Origin of the sequence: Xanthocytophaga agilis (assembly GCF_030068605.1) — a bacterium.
In the GTDB taxonomy this organism is placed as follows: Bacteria; Bacteroidota; Bacteroidia; order Cytophagales; family 172606-1; genus Xanthocytophaga; species Xanthocytophaga agilis.
In genome coordinates, this window is the sequence record NZ_JASJOU010000004.1 from 569,006 (window position 1) to 588,377 (window position 19,372).

The following is a 19,372-nucleotide window of genomic DNA, read 5'->3' on the forward strand; positions in this document are numbered from 1 at the left end:
CTGTTGATCTGTTTCATATCATTCATTTCTACCGCACTAGGTATTTATACAATACAAGGATGTGCTGCCTGAGACTTTGAACAGATACAGTATTGGGATGGGTATCAGATATCTGAATTTAGGCATACTTTTACTAATATGCTATTTCCAGCATACAGGTTGTAATTCGTATCGACTAAGTCTTATTGTAGCATCTTCTTTTTTCATATATGGATGGAGCCACTAATTCACATAGCCCCCTCTGGCGTCCCTGGGTTTTTGTCTGGTGGTGGACAAAGCGGACAGCTTATTCGGGAATACGACTGGTCAAAAACCCCGTTGGGTTTGGTACAGACATGGCCGCAAAGTTTGCGATCTGCCTTAAGTATCTGTTTAAACTCCAACTTCCCGATTGCCATTTATTGGGGGAAAGAACTTACTTTGCTTTACAACGATGCCTGGAGTCCTATTCCTGGTATCAAACATCCCTGGGCATTGGGCAGGCCGGCTATCGAAGTGTGGCCTGAAATCTGGCAAGACATAGAGCCACAATTTAAAAAAGCTTTTCAGGGTGAGCCGGGAGGCTCCAAGGATGCACTGCTTCCTATGCAGCGCCATGGGTATACAGAAGAGTGCTATTTTGATTTTACCTTTACACCCATCTATGGAGAGACAGGAAAGATAGAGGGTGTTTTTAATGCTGTCAGTGAAACTACTTACCGACTTATCAGTGAAAGACGGAATACATTTCTGAAGAGGCTCTCCCTACACATTGCAGCCTGTAAAACATCCGAAGACGTTTTTAAAAAAGGAATGGCCTTTCTAAAAGAAGCCTCTATAGATATTCCTTTTGCTTCTGTGTATACACTTTCTGCAGACAGCATGTCATCCGCAGGCAATGACTTTTCTGCAGGGAATGCCGTGCTCCAATTTACCACACTGATGGATAAAGAACTGACTTTTCAACAAAAGCCCTGGCCTTTTGAGCAAATTGTGCAATCAGGCCAACCTCTTTACATTGATACGATAGATGCCTATTTTTCAGAAGTACCCAAAGGCTACTGGCCAGAAAAAACAACAGAAGGCTACATTGTTCCTTTGCGAGCTAACAGTGGAATCATTAATGGCTTTTTAGTGTGCGGATTAAGTGCTCGCCATCGTTTTGATGATGACTATCAGTCCTTTGTAGAAGCTATTGTCAGTACATTTACTGCGGTGCTGCATACGATCTTTTCATTGGAAGAAGAAAGACAAAAGGCAGAAGCACTGGCAGAAATTGACCGGGCTAAAACAACCTTTTTCTCCAATATCAGCCATGAGTTCAGAACGCCACTCACATTGCTGCTAGGGCCTATTGAAGACACATTGAATGATCCGGCTACCTTACCCCAAAATAAAGCACGCATGGAGGTTGCCTACCGGAACATATTGCGGATGCAGAAACTGGTCAATACGTTGCTCGAGTTTTCCAGAATTGAAGCCGGAAGAGTGGAGGGTAGATTTAGCAGGGTAAACATTGGTACTCTAACAGAAGATCTGGCCAGTGTGTTTCGTTCTGCTATCGAAAAGGCAGGCATGCAGCTTACCGTCATCCAGGATCCGATTGTCAGTGATGTGTATGTAGATATAGATATGTGGGAAAAAATTATCCTTAACCTGTTATCCAACGCATTTAAGTACAGCCAGGAAGGAACCATTAGCCTGCATATCGGACAGATAGGTAATCAGATTCAGGTTAGTGTAGCAGATACAGGGATAGGTATAGCACCCGATCAACTGGATAAAATTTTCAACCGCTTTCACCGAATCGAAAATCACGAAGGAAGAAGCCAGGAAGGGACAGGTATCGGTCTGGCAATGGTGAAAGAACTGGTTAAACTACATCATGGTTCGATCACAGTACAAAGTAAAGTAGGCTCTGGCTCTGTCTTTACGATTACCATTCCCGTTGGAAAAGATCATCTTCCTGCAGACAAGATAGTAGCAATAGATCCATTGCTGGAAGGGGGAATTATTCCGGATAGCGCATGGCATACGGGTACCATACATTCAGAAGCTTTTGTGCAGGAGGCATGGAAATGGTTACCCACTGAAGAGACTTTACCATCTGAAGAACAAAGTACGGAAAATCAGAAAGCGGATGATCCGAAATATCTTGCTGCCATCACTGGTTCTGCTGTTTCTTCTTCTCAGAGCTATAAAAGCCAAATCCTGCTGGCTGATGACAATGCTGACATGCGGGAATATGTGGAACGTCTGTTATCAGATAGGTTTACAGTCCTTACTGCTATCAATGGCGAGGACGCTCTTCAAAAGATTCTGCGTTTTAAACCTGAACTGGTGTTATCTGATATTATGATGCCAAAAATGGATGGTTTTGAGCTGTTGAGGCAAATACGGAATCATCCGGAGATTAAAAATATACCGGTTATTTTTCTTTCTGCCCGAGCCGGTGAAGAAGCGAAAGTAGAAGGTTTGGATGCAGGGGTGGATGATTATCTGGTAAAGCCTTTTTCTGCTAAAGAACTCATTGGCCGGGTTAGCAATCAGATACGTATTAATCAGGTTCGTCGTGAAACAGAGCAGCAGTTTTATCAGCTTTTCTTGCAGGCTCCCGCCTTGATTAATGTATTGAAAGGTCCTGAGCACCGGTATGAATTTTTCCATCCCAAAAACAAGGAAATCTTTGGTAATAAGGATTTTACAGGTATGACCATCCGGCAGGCATTGCCGGAATTACAAGGACAGGGAATTTTCGAGATGCTTGATGAGGTTTACCAAAATGGAAAGTCAATTATACTCAACGAGCGCCATGTAGACTTTCTGGATGAAAACGGAAAGCTAGTCGAGAAATACCTGAATATTATTTATCAACCCTGGTATGATATCAAAGGGCAGATCCAGGGGATTTTAAACTTTGCACTTGATGTGACGGAAACGGTTCAGAGCCGAAAGAAAATAGAAATAAGCGAAAATCGTTTTCGCAGCCTGATTATGCAGGCACCAGTTAGCATTGCAGTCCTGCTGGGGCCAGACCGGATTGTCGATATCGTGAATAACAATTATTTGCAGCTGATTGGAAAAGAAAGAGAATCCTTTGTTGGGAAGCCTTTGTGGGATGCGTTACCGGAAGTAAAAGAACAGGGTTTTGATCAGCTTTTACAACAGGTAATGGATACAGGAATGACTTATACAGGGTATGAACAGGAGTTATTGCTTTTACGTCATGGAAAGCAGGAAACAATGTATGTCAACTTTATCTATTCACCGTTAAAGGACATTGATGACAACACCATTGGCATTATGGTGGTGGCTACTGAGGTAACAGAGCAGGTCAGAGCTCATCGGAAAATTAAGGAGAGTGAACAAGCACTTAATGAAATGGCTAATGCCATACCCCAACTGGCATGGGTAGCCGGTCCCAATCTGGAGGTACTTTATTTTAATAACCGTCTGTCTGAATTTAAAGGTGCTGAAAAACTACCTGATGGCAACTGGACCTGGAAAGGAATGGTGCATACAGAGGATCTGAGCCGAACTGAATCATTATGGAATGCAGCAAGCCGGACAGGTGAGAACTTTCAGTGTGAACATCGGATTCAGCTCAAAGACGGAACCTATCGGTGGCATTTAAGCAGAGGTATACCCCAAAGGAATCAGGAAGGGGAAGTTATCAAGTGGTTTGGTACTACCACAGATATTCACATCGCGCGTGAACAGGCATCTATTCTGGAGGCAGAAGTGAAAAAACGTACGCTGGAACTACAGCAGCTCAACTTGTCTCTTCATAAATCAAATGAGGATCTGCAACAATTTGCTCATGTGGCCAGCCATGATTTAAAAGAACCTGTCCGAAAGATCAAGACTTTCACTGGCCGGCTACAAGACGAATACAGCCATACTATACCTGAACAGGGAAAAGCATTTCTGGAAAAAATACAGACAGCAACAAACCGGATGGTTTCGATGGTAGACGGGGTATTGGCTTATTCCAAGCTTAATGCAAACGAACAGCCTATTGAAGCTATTGACCTCAATCAAACACTGATAAATATTGTAACAGATCTTGAACTGTTAATTCAACAAAAGGACGCAGTTATTACCTGGGATTTACTTCCTGTTATTCAGGGTGCACCGGTATTAATTTACCAGCTGTTTTATAATCTGATCAACAACTCACTTAAGTTTTCCAAAAAAGATCAAAAGCCTGTAATCAGCATTACTTCTTCTTTTGAAACAACGAATGGCGATTTTGTCAGGATTCAGGTTGCGGATAACGGAATCGGCTTCACGGATGACAATGCAGAAAAGATATTCAATACCTTCACCCGGCTCAACTCCAAGGATGAGTATGAGGGAACGGGATTAGGCCTGGCACTTTGTAAGAAAATTGTAGAACGGCATCAGGGAAGCATTTTTGCTATATCCCAAAAAGATCAGGGGGCAACATTTATCATTTCTTTACCTGTAACACAGTCACAAGAAAGCCTTTAGTCGTTTACTTTTACTGAAAGTTATACTAAAAGAAAGTAACTCTAAAATCATTGTATGGAGTTATCCCGAATATTGGATGTGAGTAAAACCCAAGCCTGTATTTTTGACAGTATGGGCCTGGGTTACTTTTTGAGAAATCTCTTTTCTGAGTTTATTCATTGTCTCTTTCATCACTCTATTTACGGCTTGGTACTTTTTCCAATCCTTCCCCCACATGGCCAAGAGCCAACTTGTGGGAAAAGACTTCCTGCGCACCTACACTTCCACTCGCGAGTAAAGTCATCTTTGCTCTCTTTGTGGCAATTTTTATTACTTCTTATGACAACCTTCCTTCAAATTTGGGATAACTCATAATCAGTGTCTACTTATCTTTTTGAGTTTATAGCTCTAGTTATGCATAGGCTCAGGATGCTCACAAACTGACCAGTACCCGATTAACAGATCCAGCGTTCTCTTTAGTTGATCATAATCGTTGGGTTTCTGGAAAACACCCTGAATCGTTAATTCGAGATAAGCTTTGGAAACCAGTTCCTTTCTAAAAGAAGTAGACATAAATACAAACGGAATGCTGCGTTGCCTGAGTATAGGGTCCTGATCAATTTGCTTTTTAAGGTCAATTCCACTCTGCTGAGGTAGCATGAGATCACAAATAATCAGAAAAGGGATTTGATCTGTTGTTTGCAGATACTGAAGCGCATCTATGCCTTTTGTAAAGTAGAGCCGTTGATTTCGCGTTTGTAATTCTGTAAATACATTTTCCATTAAGAAATGATCGTCCTGATCATCTTCAATGATAATAATTGGTCCGTTTTTCAGGCTTTCAGATAGGTTCATTTACATAGGTAATTAAATACATACAAACACATAGTATCATTGCTCAGATGGTTAGAGGTACTTAAAGAGTTTTAGGGTACATACATAATAGACTATTGCCTCATTCAGGCGTAGTAACAGTCGGTTTGCCTCTACTTCTAAAAAACTTGATACTACCTCTTTAAAAATCAAAGTATATAGTAAGCTCAATAAGTGATCACACTGCTCTTTATTATTGATTAGGGTGCTGGCAATGTTGCCAGTAATCCAAGATAGAGTAGAGTCGTCGCTTCAGTTCTTCGTAATCACTGCTTTTTTGAAAATATCCCTGAATTGTTAGCTTTCTATAAGCCTCCTCCACAGTTTTCTTCTCAATAGAGGTAGAGAAAAATACAAAGGGTATACTCTTTGCCCTCAAATGTTCATCCTGGTCAATTTCCTTTTTAAACTCCAGTCCATTCATTATTGGTAAATTGATGTCGCAGATTATAATAAAGGGTTGAGTGGGATCTTCTTTCAGAAAAGTCATAGCATTGACAGCATTAATGAAATATTTTACCCTGGATGCAATCTCTAGTTCCTTAAACACCTGATCGAAAATATACCGATCATCAGCGTCATCCTCTATAATGAGGATAGGGCCATTTATAGAAAGCGGAGAATAATTATTCATTGGTAAAGAGTCATATTGCATAAAATAGAATCAACACAGGAGGAATACTAAAAAGCTATACCTATGCTTTTGTCAACAACTAATCTGATTATAGGGAGAGAGTTATGGACTTTTCCGGAAATGCGGTTTGTAGATAAGAAGTCACTGGCGCAAGCGTCCACCTTATCGTGTCCCGTCTCTTTTGTAGAAGTTAAAGAATAGGGGCTGCTTGTCAACTATGTTGTTTCAGCTTCCTGTTCTTTATTCTGCCACTAACCTCCTACTTTTTGCTTGTCCAAAAGAGGACAACAAATGAGAATTTGTTGGGCCAGGATGTGTGCCAGCCGCAAAAAAGGACGAAAAAATCCAAAGCTTCGCCGCTCAGAGCCAACGCTAGGCCCGCAGAATTTTTATCCCAACACACCTACACACCATCCACGATTGAAGGCATATCAACTCTCTTTGTACCAAAATTTGTCTGCATCTCCATAAAAGATATGGGACAGGATAAGCGTTCAGCTTAGGGATAATATACAATCAGGGGAAGATGGAACTCTCTGTCCTACTTCCCGCCCACGCCTTAGCGTGGCAGGCCGTTGTCGGGACAGGCGTGGCAAGGCAGACGGCCTATGGATGCTGAATATATTTTTTGCTCAGAACAGAGATTACTCTATTTGTCAACATATTCTTTCAGAAGGACAGGGAGGAGAGTAATACTTCTAAAAGAATAGAGAAAATGTGTTTTTTTCAGGAGGAGGAAAAAGTGGGGAGGAGCGGAAAAAAATAGATTTTCCCTGAAACACTCAAAATAGAAAATGCTATGGGACAAGATAAGGTTCTACGAATTGCTAGCTACAAAGCGGATTTATGTAGATAAAATAGGGCACACCATTTTCGAAAATGGTGTAAACTAAATCCAGATATACTATCTGTGTGTAGAGGTTAGTACAGCAAAAGATGAGTATTTTATAATGCAGATAGTAGATCGGGCAAGTTAATACTATGGGTGCTATATGCTTTAATAATTTCAATATAGTATCTCTTTATCAGTACGTTGTCCTGAGGACTTAAAATTTTGGACTCAGCTTGCCTTCTTTGTTGGATGGAGGTGTAAATCTCCTCTAGTACTTTTGGATTAATAGTGGTAATGCTCTGTAATGCATACTCTTTTATCAAAACTAAGATAACAGGCAACTCTTTACTGACGGCATTGATTGTGTTGATAGCACGTAAATCCTGATGGGTAAAGCTTTCTGATTTTCCTTCGAAGAAACGGTTTATGATACTTTGTTGTATATAGTCTATGGCATCTTTTGTAGTAAAATGACTCATATTTTTTTAATTAACAAAGAGTAGTGTAATTTACTAAATTGTATAAAGTTACTATTTCTGAAGTACAATTGAAAAAAAGATAGTTTCTCTCTGTGTAAGATTAGAGGGATAAAATTCCCCGAATTTTTTCTTACTGCCAACCTTTTGTGATAGTTGAATGATCTTCACCAGGAAATATGTTTAGCCTGTTGACTTTAAGTCTCACAGGGTGGCGTGTATCGTATTTCAACTTTTTGCGTATTAATAAAGCGAAAGATTTGCTCCTTAGTAAGAAGCAAACAGATTTTAGCAATATGGAAAGCCAGTGTACTAAAGTCAGGTGTCCGTATCTTTCATTTTCGGGTTTTCCTATACCAACATTCATCTCCAAATGAATTACAACAATCAATGGTATGCTCAGACAGGACATACTGTTTACAGCGCATCTACTTTACCGGGTAACTACACAAAAATAAAGGCAGAGACCTGCTAGCAGATTTCGTAAATAAACCCTTACAGCATGTATTTTTCAGTAGTTTATTGGCCACAGTTTATGTCAAGCCAGAAGGTACATGTTTGGGTAATCATTTCTACCAGTTTCGTGAAGCTATCCGGTTTGATCAGATAGCTGTTTGCACCCAGGTCGTAGCAATCTGCAATATCTTTTTGTGCACTGGAAGTAGAAAAGACAACAACAGGTATTGACTTTACTACCGAATTGGACTTTAGTTCTTTTATTGTCGCTTTACCATCTATCTGTGACATATTCAAATCCAGCAGAATAAAGGCTGGCAGGGATTGCCTTTGGGTAAGTGACTTTACCAGATGATGTGTCAATTCCAATCCATTGGTAAAAAAGAAGATAGGATTGTTTATATTACTTTCTGTAAAGGCCATCTGTAACAAAGACGGGTTTTCCTTCTTGTCATGTGCAATTAAAATCGTGCGCATTGGGGTACATGTAGTTGAATTAGAGATTGGCAATGAGAATGAGTAAAGAGGTCGGTTTTAGCAGAGCACAAAACATAAAAAGCCTTTCTTGTTCAGAAAGACTTTTCTGTAAAGAAGGTGAAGGTTTGCCAGATGTGTACACAGGAAATTATGGTTACTAATTTCTGGAAATTAACAGGTTGTAAGTAGTTGGTTACAGAAAAATATCTTCCAATTATCTTGTAGCTTCAGGAATACAAATTTTACTATTCGCATGCATTCCTGAAAGAGTGTAAATACGCAATTTAACAAACACGTATTTGACGCAGGAAAAGAGCCCTGAAAACAGCTACCCGTTACCCTTTCAGAACTTGATCCTATTCCAGAGAAGCTATGTGCCATTCCATTTATCCAATGTCTATATAGTGTATAAATGTGCTTTTTCCTGCTATACAACCTGAAAAAACGAGGTTTTTCTTTATGGTGAATTAGGATGTTGACAGTGTTGCCAGTAATCCAGGATAGAGCAGAGTCGATGCTTCAGGTCTTCGTAATCATCACTTTTTTGAAAATATCCCTGAATAGTCAATTCTTTGTAGGCCTTATCCACCATTTTTCGGGCAGTGGAAGTGGAAAGGAAAACAAAAGGGATGCTTTTAGCTCTCAGAATTGGGTCCCGATCAATTGCTGTTTTAAATTCGAGTCCGTTCATTACCGGCAAGTTGATATCACAGATAATCAGGAAAGGCTGGCAGGGATCTTCTCTTAAAAATGCCAGTGCTTTAGCTGGGTTCGTGAAGTATTTTATTTTATCTGCTATCTGTAATTCACTGAAGATTTTATTAAAAATAAACTGATCGTCCTCATCATCTTCTACAATGAGAATAGGGCCATTCATAGAAAGTGAAGGATAATTCATTAGTTATAATCTTAGCAAAGATTTACATAGTACAAAAGAAACTGGTAAAAATCTATACCTCACAACAGTATAAAAGTAGATGATACACTCCCCGGAATCAGAAGATGGTTTAGGGTAGCCTGTCTGTTTCAGTCCGATTAATTTCAAAAAGGTTTCTGTGAAGAAATCCTTACCCAAATTACCATCTATGGTACTATCCTTATTTTTTGCTTAATGCTACAGGTAATAAAGCCATTTGCACCCAAAAGGTATATAGATAACTAACCAGGGCAACCAGTGCATCGTATTCAGAAGGCTTTACTATATAGCCATTGGCTCCAAGCTGATAGCATTCACCCACTTCCAGTGCATTGTCGGAGGTGGAGTAAATCAGTACAGGAATACACCGTAATCTGGAGTCCGATTTGATCCATTGTAATGCTTGTTTGCCATTCATACGTGGCATGTTCAGATCCATCAGAATGAAGGCGGGGATGTTTGTATCCATTTGTGTATCGATATATTGCATCAGCTCGATACCATCTTTCAGAAACACCAGTGGGTTGGCAATCGTATTTTCAGAGAAGGCAATTTCCAGAAGAAATCGATCTTCCGGATCATCGTCTATAATCAGAATAGTACGCATGTATTCGGTAAAATAATAATTAGTAGCCATACCAATAGCCGTGTAGCGATACACCAGTTCTCAGTATATATGAAGGGTGAAGTGTAAACCTTGTAATTGGATACTGAAGGATAGCAACTGAAAACAGATAACTTTTGGTAACTACAAACGAAGAAAGAGGTAGTATTTACACAGAGTTATCAGTATAGTACCTGACTTGACAAGGGATGATCTCATGAGATGTAAAGGTAACACTTATTTTCTATACTATTAACTTTTTTGTAAAAGAAACTTATAACTCATCAGCCGGGTCATATTTTTTCGAGTAAAAGACGTATTCTCTTTATGTAATGAATATCTCGTCTTCTGGCATGTCAGAGGGCTATATTCTGGATAATGACGGGCAGGCCATCTGTGCCGGCTTCTCTTGAGGCTTGATTTTTTACACTTATTTGTTATTCTGCCAGAAGGTTCTAGCTTATTCAGGTACAGATATTTTTACTGGCTTTTGTGTGTCATAAACCTTTTTATCTATGAAGTTTTCGCAAACTGTACCACCCGGTCCTATTGTGATTGTCAATGATGACGATGACGAACAGTTTATACTGGAAAAGATCTTTCAGGAGTTGAATACCACTCGTGAAAGATTATATTTTACTAGTACCGCTGCTGCATTTGAGTATCTGACTGGCGGTGGCCCTACGCCGTTTCTGATTATCTGTGATATGATTCTGCCTGTTGAGAATGGAGTAGAATTTAAAAAGCGGATAGATACTCAGCCCCAGCTAAAAATTAAAAGCATTCCATTTATTTTTATGTCTAATGCCATTTCAAACACTGTCCTTGTAGATAGCTATGCCAGTCTTGCACTTCAGGGTGTGTTTGAGACACCTTTTGACTATAACGACCTGAAAAACCTGATAGAGATTATTCTTACCTATTGGTCTGTTTGCAAACAACCGATTGCAAGCTAAAGTCCAGACAGGATAGTAGCTTATGTCTATCGTATGCTAACAGCCTCATGTAAAATGGTGGCATTACTGGTTTAGTACTGCGTCATGAAAGGCTGTTATCTTTTTTGCTGAGAGGTAGATTCATATAGGCATCAATGGTAACATATACCTTATTGGTAATGTCAATGAGTTCGTCTACATTCTTCATTGCATTTTCTGCATAAGCCTGGGTTAATAGCTTTGCATTATCCAGAAATTCAATGGCTTTCACTTTGGCCAGTAAGTGGTCTGTGGCTTCAATTTCTTCCTGAGCCTGATCAATAATACGGAGCAGGAACTCCTGATCCTGGAAATTTTCAATGTTATTTTCGAAATCCTCAATTTTCCGTAGCAGTCTTTGCAGCGCTACTCGTTTCTCTACATCTACCATAGCATAGCATAATTTTAGCCTTTATCCCTTTTTAGCTCTGTAGTACTTATTCTTTATACTCTCACTTTGACTATAACGGGAAACTCTACCGTTTTTTACGCTAAATAGAATAAAACAGTGAGTATACCAGAAAGTAAAAAAAGTGTTTGTATTTGCTTTTTAACTAGTTGTATATTATACCAGCTGTATACAGATTAGCAAAGCCACTGCTTTAAGCTAGATTATAAAAAGGCAAACTCACTGAGTCTGCCTTTTCTTTAGTATTTACCACTGAGCGCAGAAAATACATCTGGCCCATCACGAATATGGTATATAGCATTAAAATAGTATGCCTGTCATATAATAGAATAGCTTCTGGTAACATTATTTTCTGCTGAAAAAAGTATTGTTACAGATTGTATATGCTGTTACTAAGTCAGAAAATCTCTCTTTAATTCTGTGCTCTTTCAGAAGCACAGAGAGAGGGAGAATTTCTTTCCAGAAGGGTAGCAAAAGAGTGTGATTCTTTCAGGACACCAAAAAGGAAAGAGGAGAACCAACGAGTGCTTTTTTCAAAAAGATGTACTCATCGTTTAGGAGGGGCAGAGAGGAGAAAGATTCTTTCAGAAAATGGAGAGAGTAAGTGATTCTTTCAGGAAGACAAGGAGGGAGGTTGACTTTTTCAGATGTACAGGAAGAAAGAGTGCTACTTCCATACACAGGAAGAGTGGGATTCTTTCAGAAGGACAAAGAGGGGAAAGAGCAGGGTAGAGGAATGATACTTTCAGGAGGGTAGAAACCAGAAAGCTAGCTGAAAATAAAACGCACGGAACTTCAGGCCGATAAAGCTTCTTGTATGGATACTGTAAAATTTATTAGCCGCTGATTTTCATTCGTGTTAGCCCGAAGTAGCCGTTGCCAGTCGGTGATAATGCTATCCAGGTTTAACTGATACTCTTCACTTTCTTCTTCCATATTCCAGTGGTGAGCTATCTCATCGGCAATGGCTACAGATACGGTTTCGGGTGTGCGAAATCGGTAATTAGAATCTGAATGCTTTCCGTAAGGAGTAGATTGTCTGTGTAACAGGAATACCAGGTAGAGCGAACGGCCCTGAAGGGGGGGGTGATCACCTGTATTTAGTGCCAGCGTGAATTGTGCTCTTAACTCATCGAACTGTGAATGAAAATAAATAAGAGACTGAACAGGATCTACAGCCTGAGAATAGATAAGGTCTTCCAGCGCAGAGACAGTCTTTTTCATCCATGCAGAACTGTTACGCATCTGATCATAGAGCTGTCTGCTTGTTTCATCCCGAAGTGGGCGGGAGTTTATAAATGCCAGATCTATTTTGTGGCTCATAGCATCTAAATAAAGGATAAGCGATAAAGTGTAAACTAGACAAAGATAGAGTAAAGAGTGGTAATTATGTAGAGAATAAGTACTGTTTTTGAAAATTGAGTATTTGCCGAAGAGAAGCCTGGCAATAGGTATTTTCCAGTAGTAATATTATCGATACACTGTACCAACTGGTAGTATCAGGAACTGTCTATCTCAGTTGGAAAAATGCATTGTTATGTACAGATCGGGCAAAGAAGTGCTTTAATGAAATTCTTAGATTATTGATTTGCTTGGCAAATGCAGATAACAAGTACTACAGAAATACAGTGATATGTAGTTTATGCAGTTGGTATACAGAGTTTTATATTTTTGTTGGTATTGTTTTTTTATTATCTCTATGTCTAAGATTAGAGGTCAGCAATTAAGGTTAACGTAAAGGGTACTATGAAACGCAGGCAGGTATCCATGTGTCTGGCTTTTTGGTCCTGTCCTTAGGCCTTTGTACAAATCATATTCTTTTCTACACATACAAAACAATGAAAACTATGTATACAACTTCTATTCCTGTTTCGGCTTCGGAAAAACAGAAAGCATTGGTCGCAATTCTCGAAGAAATTGAAAAGCTGACTCCCTGTATAGCAGAAGATCATATACCAGTTAGGCTACAGGCGCTTATCTGGGCAGCTTGTGAAACTATCAAGAGATGCATACTACCGCCGGATCAATCTCTGATCCATTTGGTACACAAACGCATACTGACTAGTCTGGAAAGTGCGCATGCTGTAATGGACGACTATCATTCCTGTCAGGAGAGATCCGTAGAAGACTTGACCAGAATCAGTGCCGATGTGTATCTATCTATTGACATGTACCGCCGCACGATGTAAAGATCTCATAAAAAAAGCATGTCAATGATCGACATGCTTTTCGATCTTAACCAGTGGTGTTGAAACATAAACCGCTGTATACTAGTAAAATAGTGTGCCTACTATTTGTTGTTTTCGTCCAGTTTATTTCTTCCACATATTTTTGTAATGCCACTTATAAATCCAAAGGGAATTACTTTTATACGCTTTCTATCGGTTTGGACCATCGCTGAGATGCTTACAGGAAATTTAAATTGCCTGTAAGCATGGGGTTGTTACTATTATTACCAGAGTATCTATGACCAACTATACATTGTAGAAAGGCATTAAATCATAAAATAAACCAGAAACCAGATTCTTATAAAAAGTAAGGATGTATTTGGTATGCATTTGCCTTTTTGTAACTTTGATGTGCAAGGAGTCACAAGGCATTTTTCTCAATCCCGGCTACTACATCTACTTTCCACTTTTATCCACTTTCCGCAGAGCCTTACTACTTATTCAGCTAACTCCTGCAAGCTGAATGGTGCCACTATATTTCGAGAGTGCAGCGATAGTAAGGGAGAATACAACCTACTATACTACACAAACCTGGCATCTATGAAGAAAACATTACTGTTGACTTTTATACTTATCTCAACTTTTTACCTCGGTTTCGCTTTTAAATCTATCACAGTTACAACCAATCATACTAGTAAAATGAAAAGAGTAACAGGTATTGGGGGTGTATTCTTTACATGCAAAGACCCTAAAAAAATGACAGAGTGGTACCAAAAACATCTGGGATTAGAAACCAATCCATACGGAGCTACCTTTGAGTGGTATGAAGGTCCGGATAGTTCAAAGAAGGCTCAGACCCAATGGACACCTTTTCCGCAGACAACTAACTACTTTGCCCCCTCAAACAAGGATTTTATGATTAACTACCGGGTTGAAAATCTGGAAGCACTGGTTGAAGAGTTGAAAAAGGAAGGGGTAGCCATTGTAGATAACATTGAGACGTTTGACTATGGCAAATTTGTTCATATTCTTGACAGTGAAGGAAATAAGGTTCAGCTATGGGAGCCTATCGACTAATTCATACATGATAGTAAGCCAGAAATGGCCTTTATTACAACATGAGTCATCCCGAAGTTAAGATTTGAATAAAACCCAAGCCTATGCTTTTGAAAGTGTGGGCTTGGGTATATTTGAGAATTACTCTCTCTTTCTGAGTTAGTTTATAGTCCAGGACATATCTCTTCTTATCGCCTTGTTACTTTTTTATCACGCCACGGCGTGATAGGCAAAAAAGAATACTTTCCGCCGATCCTTCTCTCCACAAGGCCAAAGCCCGACCTCGCGGAGAAAAGACTCCCTACGCACCTACACCTCCTTTTGCGATTAAAGTCATCTTTGCTCTCTTTGTGACATTTATTATTACTTTCTCAATGAGACATTCTCTACTCAAAATTCGGGATGACTTATGTAGTGTCATCGCTTTCATGCTTATGTCTACTAGCGTTCATTGCCAAAGGGAGCGCGCCACTCGATGTTAGTAGTATTTGCTACCTGGTTTATAGTTGTTATGCAATACTTAGGGCTAAACCTGGATAAAAATACTACCCAACATACTCTAATCCCCATTTATATAATTCATTAATGATAGGTTCCAGCTTTTTTCCTTTTTCTGTTAAGGTATATTCTACCGTAGGGGGAACTGTTGCAAAAACCTCTCTGGTTACAATCTTGTTTTCTTCCATATTCTTTAATTCTTTGACTAACATCCGGGTATTGATGCCGGAAATCATACGTTCTAACTCACTGAATCGCTTTTTTCCCGGAAACAAAGCATAGATAATTGACATAGCCCATTTTCCGCCAATGACATCCAGAATTTCCTGAAGTGTACACCGCTCTTCGCTTTTTTTTATCTTTTTTTCATTCATAAATAGTTGATTTTGTTTATTGCTTTACTTTATGGTATTACTTCACATTCGTGTAACTACTTTCAAAAGTAAAGTAATGAGTTTACTTTTACAACTCATTTTAAAACAGATCAGTATGTATAATACGTTAGAAGGCCAGATTGCATTGGTCACCGGTGGAACAAAAGGTATCGGAAAAGCAATTGTTGCTAAACTTAGTGATTTGGGTGCACAGGTTATTGTAACAGCACGCAGCGAACCCAAAGTGAAAGTCGGATCTCATTTCATTCAGGCAGATCATTCTCTGCCGGAAAGTGCAGAAATCATTGCCAGGGAAATACTTGAGAAGTATGGCAAAATAGACATTATTGTAAATAATGCAGGTGCAAACCTAAGCCCTGGAGGAGGGTATAATACACTGCTGGATGAACACTGGAACACTGAGTTTCAATTGAATTTGATGGCAGCTGTACGCATCAACAAAGCATTATTACCAACTATGATAGCCCAAAATAGTGGTGTGATTATTAATATCTCTACAGGTGCCGCCAAACAGCCCATCTGGGATTTGACTATGTCGTATTCGGCTGCAAAAGCAGCACTAAATGCGTACAGTAAAGCATTGGCAAGTGAGGTGGGTACAAAAGGAATACGTGTAAACGTGGTGGCTCCTGGGGTTGTTAAAACACCTTTGATGGAAGAGTTCATCGAAAATATAGCGAAAACGTCAAATATAACGGTAGATCAGGCTTATCAATCTATGATGGATAAAGTAGGCAATGTTCCATTAAGTAGAATGGCTGAACCCGAGGATATTGCCAACATAGTAGGATTTTTGGTTTCTTCGGATGCACACTATATTACGGGTGCCATTTACTCGGTAGATGGAGGTGCCTTACCTGTGATATAAAAACCGGGAATCTGGTTTTAATGGATGATTCAGGCAAATGGCTGGCAATCTCATGTTTGACTTCTTTTATGATTAACTTTTTAGTATAAACAAACCCGTTACTCATGAAAGAGAAAACCATTACGATTCGGGTATGTGGTTTAGAAGAGTTATATAACCAGACTCCTGCCTTTATATCGTATATAGAACTGGAAGCTGCGCTTCAGGAAGGATACAAAATCAAGCATATTACAGATGTAACTCCCAAAGGATCATTGTCAACATTGATTCGATATAATCTGGAAAAGTCATTTATTTGACTTAAGGGTACATCTGCTATTAAAATACCTTCTGTTGACAGATTAGTGTGAGTAAAATTGAAAGACAGAAGATACTGAATCCAGAAATTAAAATTTGATTAAGTGTAGTAACCTGCCTTGGTGAAAATTTATGCTATACATAAACTACGGCATTAGTATAAACAATTACGTTTATACGAGGCTAAGTTATTAAAGCACCTATGTAGTACGTAGGTGCTTTTGTATGTATGCAGAAAGAGCAGTTGGGATTATATAATGACTGGATCAGCCACATATACACAACTCATTTGATGGTATATTATACTATACATATTGCAGCAATATGATTCCAGCCTATCTTCGCTTCCTTCTTAAGCAACAAAATAAGTAGGTTTTCTTAGCGTTCCTTTGTTCCTATAGCTAGTATACATACATTTAAGAAACGAACGTACTACTCACTAGTAGAGAGTATGTTTATAGGTAGAAAAATGCAAAAGTTAACTGTTGGAGGTAATGGAGAATGGTTTATTTGTATTGGTAGCGGAAGATGATCTGGATGATGTAGAAGTACTGAAAATGATTTTTACACAATACTTTCCAGACTGGCATTGTCATTTTGTAACCAATGGGCAAAATGTCATCGACTTTTTAAAGGAGAGGTATGCGCAGGGGAAGCCTGTTTCTTTTGTATTGAGTGATATTAATATGCCTGTAAAAGATGGCATTACTACCCTGGCAGAACTACGTGCCACGATGGAGTATAAACAATTGCCTTTTATTGGTCTTTCAACGACCATTTTTCCCCCCATTTTAGACAGATTCATGCAATTGGGAGGAAATGCTTTTTTTCAAAAACCCGAATCAATGGATGACTATGTTCAGATCCTAAAGCAGATTTCGGAGAAAATTAATCAGGCCCAGAATTAATTGTTCTGGCAGGCTTAATTCAAATAGGTTTCATTGTCATTCATTTCACGGGTCAGTTTGGTAAACCCAATCACCTGGCCGTCTTCGTTATGCAGGGCCGTAATAAGTATGCTACCCCAAAAAATAGTACCATCCTTTTTCAGACGTCTGCCTATATGACGGGCACGGCCTTCTTTTATGGCTAGTTCAATAAGTTGTTCGGGTAAGCCGGCTTGCCTATCCTGAGGCATGTAAAATAGTCTGAAATTCTGGCCAATGATTTCGTCTTCTTTGTAGCCTTTAATCTTTTCAGCTCCTTTATTCCATGTCAAAATGGTCCCATCAAGATCCAGTAAGATAATTGCATAATCGAGTATTTCTGCAATCATTTTCTTGTGCAGCATTGCGAGGCGTTCTGTTTTGTCCATTGTTGCTAGTGATTTACTATAAGTATTCGATAATTGAATTTGGTATACGCAAGTTAGTATAAATAGATACATAAAAAAATACACTGAAAAGCAGATGTTTAGTAGATGGATTACGAAAGCTTACTGTTTTTTACAGGCTCTGCAATTGGAGGAGAAAGCTTCTGCTTTGTTGAGCGACAGAATAACATATTTTACTAAGAAACAAACAAATAAAAAAAAGCTATTAGAACACTAATAGCTTTTTCAGATATACTACTAAAATATATATTTTTCCAGAATATATGCTCATTTCATCCTATACAAAACTACAGCTTTGCAGGTTTTGATAAAATTCAATACATGTGAAAAAGTCACAGAGTGCTTTAGTATGCTTTAACTGTCTCAATAATTTACTGATAGTCAATGTGTTTATAATAGAGGCTATTTGCTCTTCGTTCCAAAGTTCCGTTATTGGAACAAAAAGGAATTAATAGGTCTTTCTACTTACTTCTGTTGTTTTTACTACATGTCAGGTCCGGATGTATTGCTGAGCTAACATGTAAAAAGGCAACCTCAGTGAGCCTGCCTTTTCGTGTATTAACCACTGAGCACAGATCGATACATCTGGCTCCAATCTTATAGCAATTCAAAATAGTATACCTGATCAGTAGCAGTATTAGGGCTAATGTGTAGTACAAATAGATTCCTATATGCTATATCAACTATTCGAGTGTTGTGATTGCTTTTAGCTGGTATTGGGGTCTGAAATAGATCATTTTTGCATTCTTTCTTCCTCTAGCAATATCTCCAACTCTTTTCGGTGCTGATTTTGAATTTGTATCAATTTACATATGATTTTTGTCTGGGCAGCGATTTGACTTCGTTTCTTCTGAATCTTCACTCTGATTGACTTGGCAATAGACTTACTTGTTATAATTAGAAAATAATAGATTTTAAGTAGGCGGTATAAAAGTTTCTATAGCCAGAAGACATACTCAAATGTACCTCAAAAAGAATGTACCTGTACTGTGTATTCATACTAACTGTAGCTTTTTTCTATCAATCTACTACTTTGAGGACTATACATATGGTTGGTCAGTCGGATGGATATACAGTAAAAGCCAGGCTATTATGTGAGGCTTTCTAAAAGATTCTTTTTTATATCCTCATAGAGCGTAAAGCCTTCCTGCAAGATTTCCTCAAGTTCTTCATATGTGGCAAACCGAGGCTTTTTAATTCTATCTTCGTGTTCAATGAATGTCCTCATATAACCAAATGGACCTCCACTACTTTCTCCATCCACTGTAGCACTCAGAATAAATTCAACTATTCCTATATCGGTGTGTAAGCTTCCCTATAAAGTGAGCCAGTGAAAAATAAAGAAAAAAGATTATTTTCACTTTAAATCACTGGTTAGTATGAAAAAGACGCGTTTTACTGAATCACAGATTATTTCTATTCTCAAACAACAGGAACAAGGCCAGACCGTAACTCAAATCGCACGAGAGTATGGTATCTCAGAAGCTACTTTTCATAACTGGAAACAGAAGTATGGAGGTATGGAATCCAGCGATTTAAAACCAGTCAAAGAATTGGAGGAAGAAAATCGCAGATTAAAAAAGATGTTTGCTGACCAATCGTATCTGATTGGCAAGTATTGAGAATGAAATACTCAAAGAGATTAACTCAATCC

The 19,372-nt window shown here is 38.8% G+C and carries 18 protein-coding genes and 1 pseudogene; 9 read left to right on the forward strand and 10 right to left on the reverse strand.

Features of this window, described 5'->3' with window-relative positions; genetic code table 11:
* Positions 1-213 precede the first annotated feature (213 nt).
* Positions 214-4,473, forward strand: a complete 4,260-nt coding sequence (locus QNI22_RS15630) for an ATP-binding protein (protein ID WP_314511967.1) — start codon at positions 214-216, stop codon at positions 4,471-4,473.
* Between the two features lie 387 nt (positions 4,474-4,860).
* On the opposite strand, the gene QNI22_RS15635 is transcribed toward QNI22_RS15630, so the two are convergent.
* Both QNI22_RS15635 and QNI22_RS15640 read right to left on the reverse strand, forming a co-directional pair.
* Positions 4,861-5,307, reverse strand: coding sequence for a response regulator (locus QNI22_RS15635; RefSeq protein WP_314511969.1), 447 nt, complete (start codon positions 5,305-5,307; stop codon positions 4,861-4,863).
* Between the two features lie 211 nt (positions 5,308-5,518).
* Positions 5,519-5,959, reverse strand: a complete 441-nt coding sequence (locus QNI22_RS15640) for a response regulator (protein ID WP_314511971.1) — start codon at positions 5,957-5,959, stop codon at positions 5,519-5,521.
* Between the two features lie 63 nt (positions 5,960-6,022).
* Between QNI22_RS15640 and QNI22_RS15645 the strand changes: the two genes are divergently transcribed.
* Positions 6,023-6,160, forward strand: a complete 138-nt coding sequence (locus QNI22_RS15645; RefSeq protein WP_314511973.1) for a hypothetical protein — start codon at positions 6,023-6,025, stop codon at positions 6,158-6,160.
* A 744-nt stretch (positions 6,161-6,904) separates the two neighbouring features.
* Here the strand turns inward: QNI22_RS15645 and QNI22_RS15650 are convergent.
* From QNI22_RS15650 to QNI22_RS15665, 4 genes are all read right to left on the reverse strand, one after another.
* On the reverse strand, positions 6,905-7,270 hold the full coding sequence (locus tag QNI22_RS15650) for a hypothetical protein (protein ID WP_314511976.1): 366 nt from the start codon (positions 7,268-7,270) through the stop codon (positions 6,905-6,907).
* A gap of 516 nt (positions 7,271-7,786) precedes the next feature.
* Positions 7,787-8,200 carry a response regulator gene (locus QNI22_RS15655; RefSeq protein ID WP_314511978.1) on the reverse strand — a complete coding sequence of 138 codons (414 nt, stop codon included), beginning with the start codon at positions 8,198-8,200 and terminating at the stop codon, positions 7,787-7,789.
* A gap of 457 nt (positions 8,201-8,657) precedes the next feature.
* A complete protein-coding gene (locus QNI22_RS15660; RefSeq protein WP_314511980.1) occupies positions 8,658-9,098 on the reverse strand; it encodes a response regulator in 441 nt (146 codons plus the stop codon).
* Between the two features lie 199 nt (positions 9,099-9,297).
* The gene (locus QNI22_RS15665; RefSeq protein ID WP_314511981.1) at positions 9,298-9,777 is read right to left on the reverse strand and encodes a response regulator; all 480 of its coding nucleotides are present in this window, start codon (positions 9,775-9,777) and stop codon (positions 9,298-9,300) included.
* A gap of 458 nt (positions 9,778-10,235) precedes the next feature.
* Here QNI22_RS15665 and QNI22_RS15670 point away from each other — a divergent pair, with 458 nt between their 5' ends.
* The gene (locus QNI22_RS15670; RefSeq protein ID WP_314511983.1) at positions 10,236-10,676 is read left to right on the forward strand and encodes a response regulator; all 441 of its coding nucleotides are present in this window, start codon (positions 10,236-10,238) and stop codon (positions 10,674-10,676) included.
* An 82-nt stretch (positions 10,677-10,758) separates the two neighbouring features.
* Here the strand turns inward: QNI22_RS15670 and QNI22_RS15675 are convergent, their stop codons facing one another.
* Together QNI22_RS15675 and QNI22_RS15680 are read right to left on the reverse strand one after the other, a co-directional pair.
* Positions 10,759-11,085, reverse strand: a complete 327-nt coding sequence (locus QNI22_RS15675) for a hypothetical protein (protein WP_314511985.1) — start codon at positions 11,083-11,085, stop codon at positions 10,759-10,761.
* Between the two features lie 813 nt (positions 11,086-11,898).
* The gene (locus tag QNI22_RS15680; protein WP_314511986.1) at positions 11,899-12,426 is read right to left on the reverse strand and encodes a hypothetical protein; all 528 of its coding nucleotides are present in this window, start codon (positions 12,424-12,426) and stop codon (positions 11,899-11,901) included.
* Positions 12,427-12,941: 515 nt separating this feature from the next.
* Here QNI22_RS15680 and QNI22_RS15685 point away from each other — a divergent pair.
* Positions 12,942-13,292: a hypothetical protein gene (locus QNI22_RS15685; protein ID WP_314511987.1), complete on the forward strand. Its 351-nt coding sequence runs from the start codon at positions 12,942-12,944 to the stop codon at positions 13,290-13,292.
* Positions 13,293-13,871: 579 nt separating this feature from the next.
* Positions 13,872-14,348 carry a VOC family protein gene (locus QNI22_RS15690; protein ID WP_314511989.1) on the forward strand — a complete coding sequence of 159 codons (477 nt, stop codon included), beginning with the start codon at positions 13,872-13,874 and terminating at the stop codon, positions 14,346-14,348.
* Between the two features lie 524 nt (positions 14,349-14,872).
* On the opposite strand, the gene QNI22_RS15695 is transcribed toward QNI22_RS15690, so the two are convergent.
* Positions 14,873-15,199, reverse strand: coding sequence for a winged helix-turn-helix transcriptional regulator (locus tag QNI22_RS15695; protein WP_314511991.1), 327 nt, complete (start codon positions 15,197-15,199; stop codon positions 14,873-14,875).
* A 115-nt stretch (positions 15,200-15,314) separates the two neighbouring features.
* Here QNI22_RS15695 and QNI22_RS15700 point away from each other — a divergent pair, with 115 nt between their 5' ends.
* The 3 genes from QNI22_RS15700 to QNI22_RS15710 all read left to right on the forward strand — a co-directional run bounded on the left by QNI22_RS15700 (position 15,315) and on the right by QNI22_RS15710 (position 17,293).
* Complete coding sequence (locus QNI22_RS15700) at positions 15,315-16,088, forward strand: SDR family oxidoreductase (RefSeq protein ID WP_314511993.1); 774 nt, start codon at positions 15,315-15,317, stop codon at positions 16,086-16,088.
* Between the two features lie 104 nt (positions 16,089-16,192).
* The gene (locus QNI22_RS15705; protein ID WP_314511994.1) at positions 16,193-16,387 is read left to right on the forward strand and encodes a hypothetical protein; all 195 of its coding nucleotides are present in this window, start codon (positions 16,193-16,195) and stop codon (positions 16,385-16,387) included.
* A 492-nt stretch (positions 16,388-16,879) separates the two neighbouring features.
* Positions 16,880-17,293: a response regulator gene (locus QNI22_RS15710; protein WP_314511995.1), complete on the forward strand. Its 414-nt coding sequence runs from the start codon at positions 16,880-16,882 to the stop codon at positions 17,291-17,293.
* A gap of 14 nt (positions 17,294-17,307) precedes the next feature.
* Here QNI22_RS15710 and QNI22_RS15715 read toward each other — a convergent pair whose 3' ends face one another.
* Positions 17,308-17,700 (reverse strand): PAS domain-containing protein, encoded by a 393-nt coding sequence (locus tag QNI22_RS15715; RefSeq protein ID WP_314511996.1) that lies wholly within the window; start codon positions 17,698-17,700, stop codon positions 17,308-17,310.
* Between the two features lie 1,397 nt (positions 17,701-19,097).
* Between QNI22_RS15715 and QNI22_RS15720 the strand changes: the two are divergent.
* Positions 19,098-19,319: pseudogene (locus QNI22_RS15720) on the forward strand (transposase); the annotation flags it as partial.
* Positions 19,320-19,372: the final 53 nt, after the last annotated feature.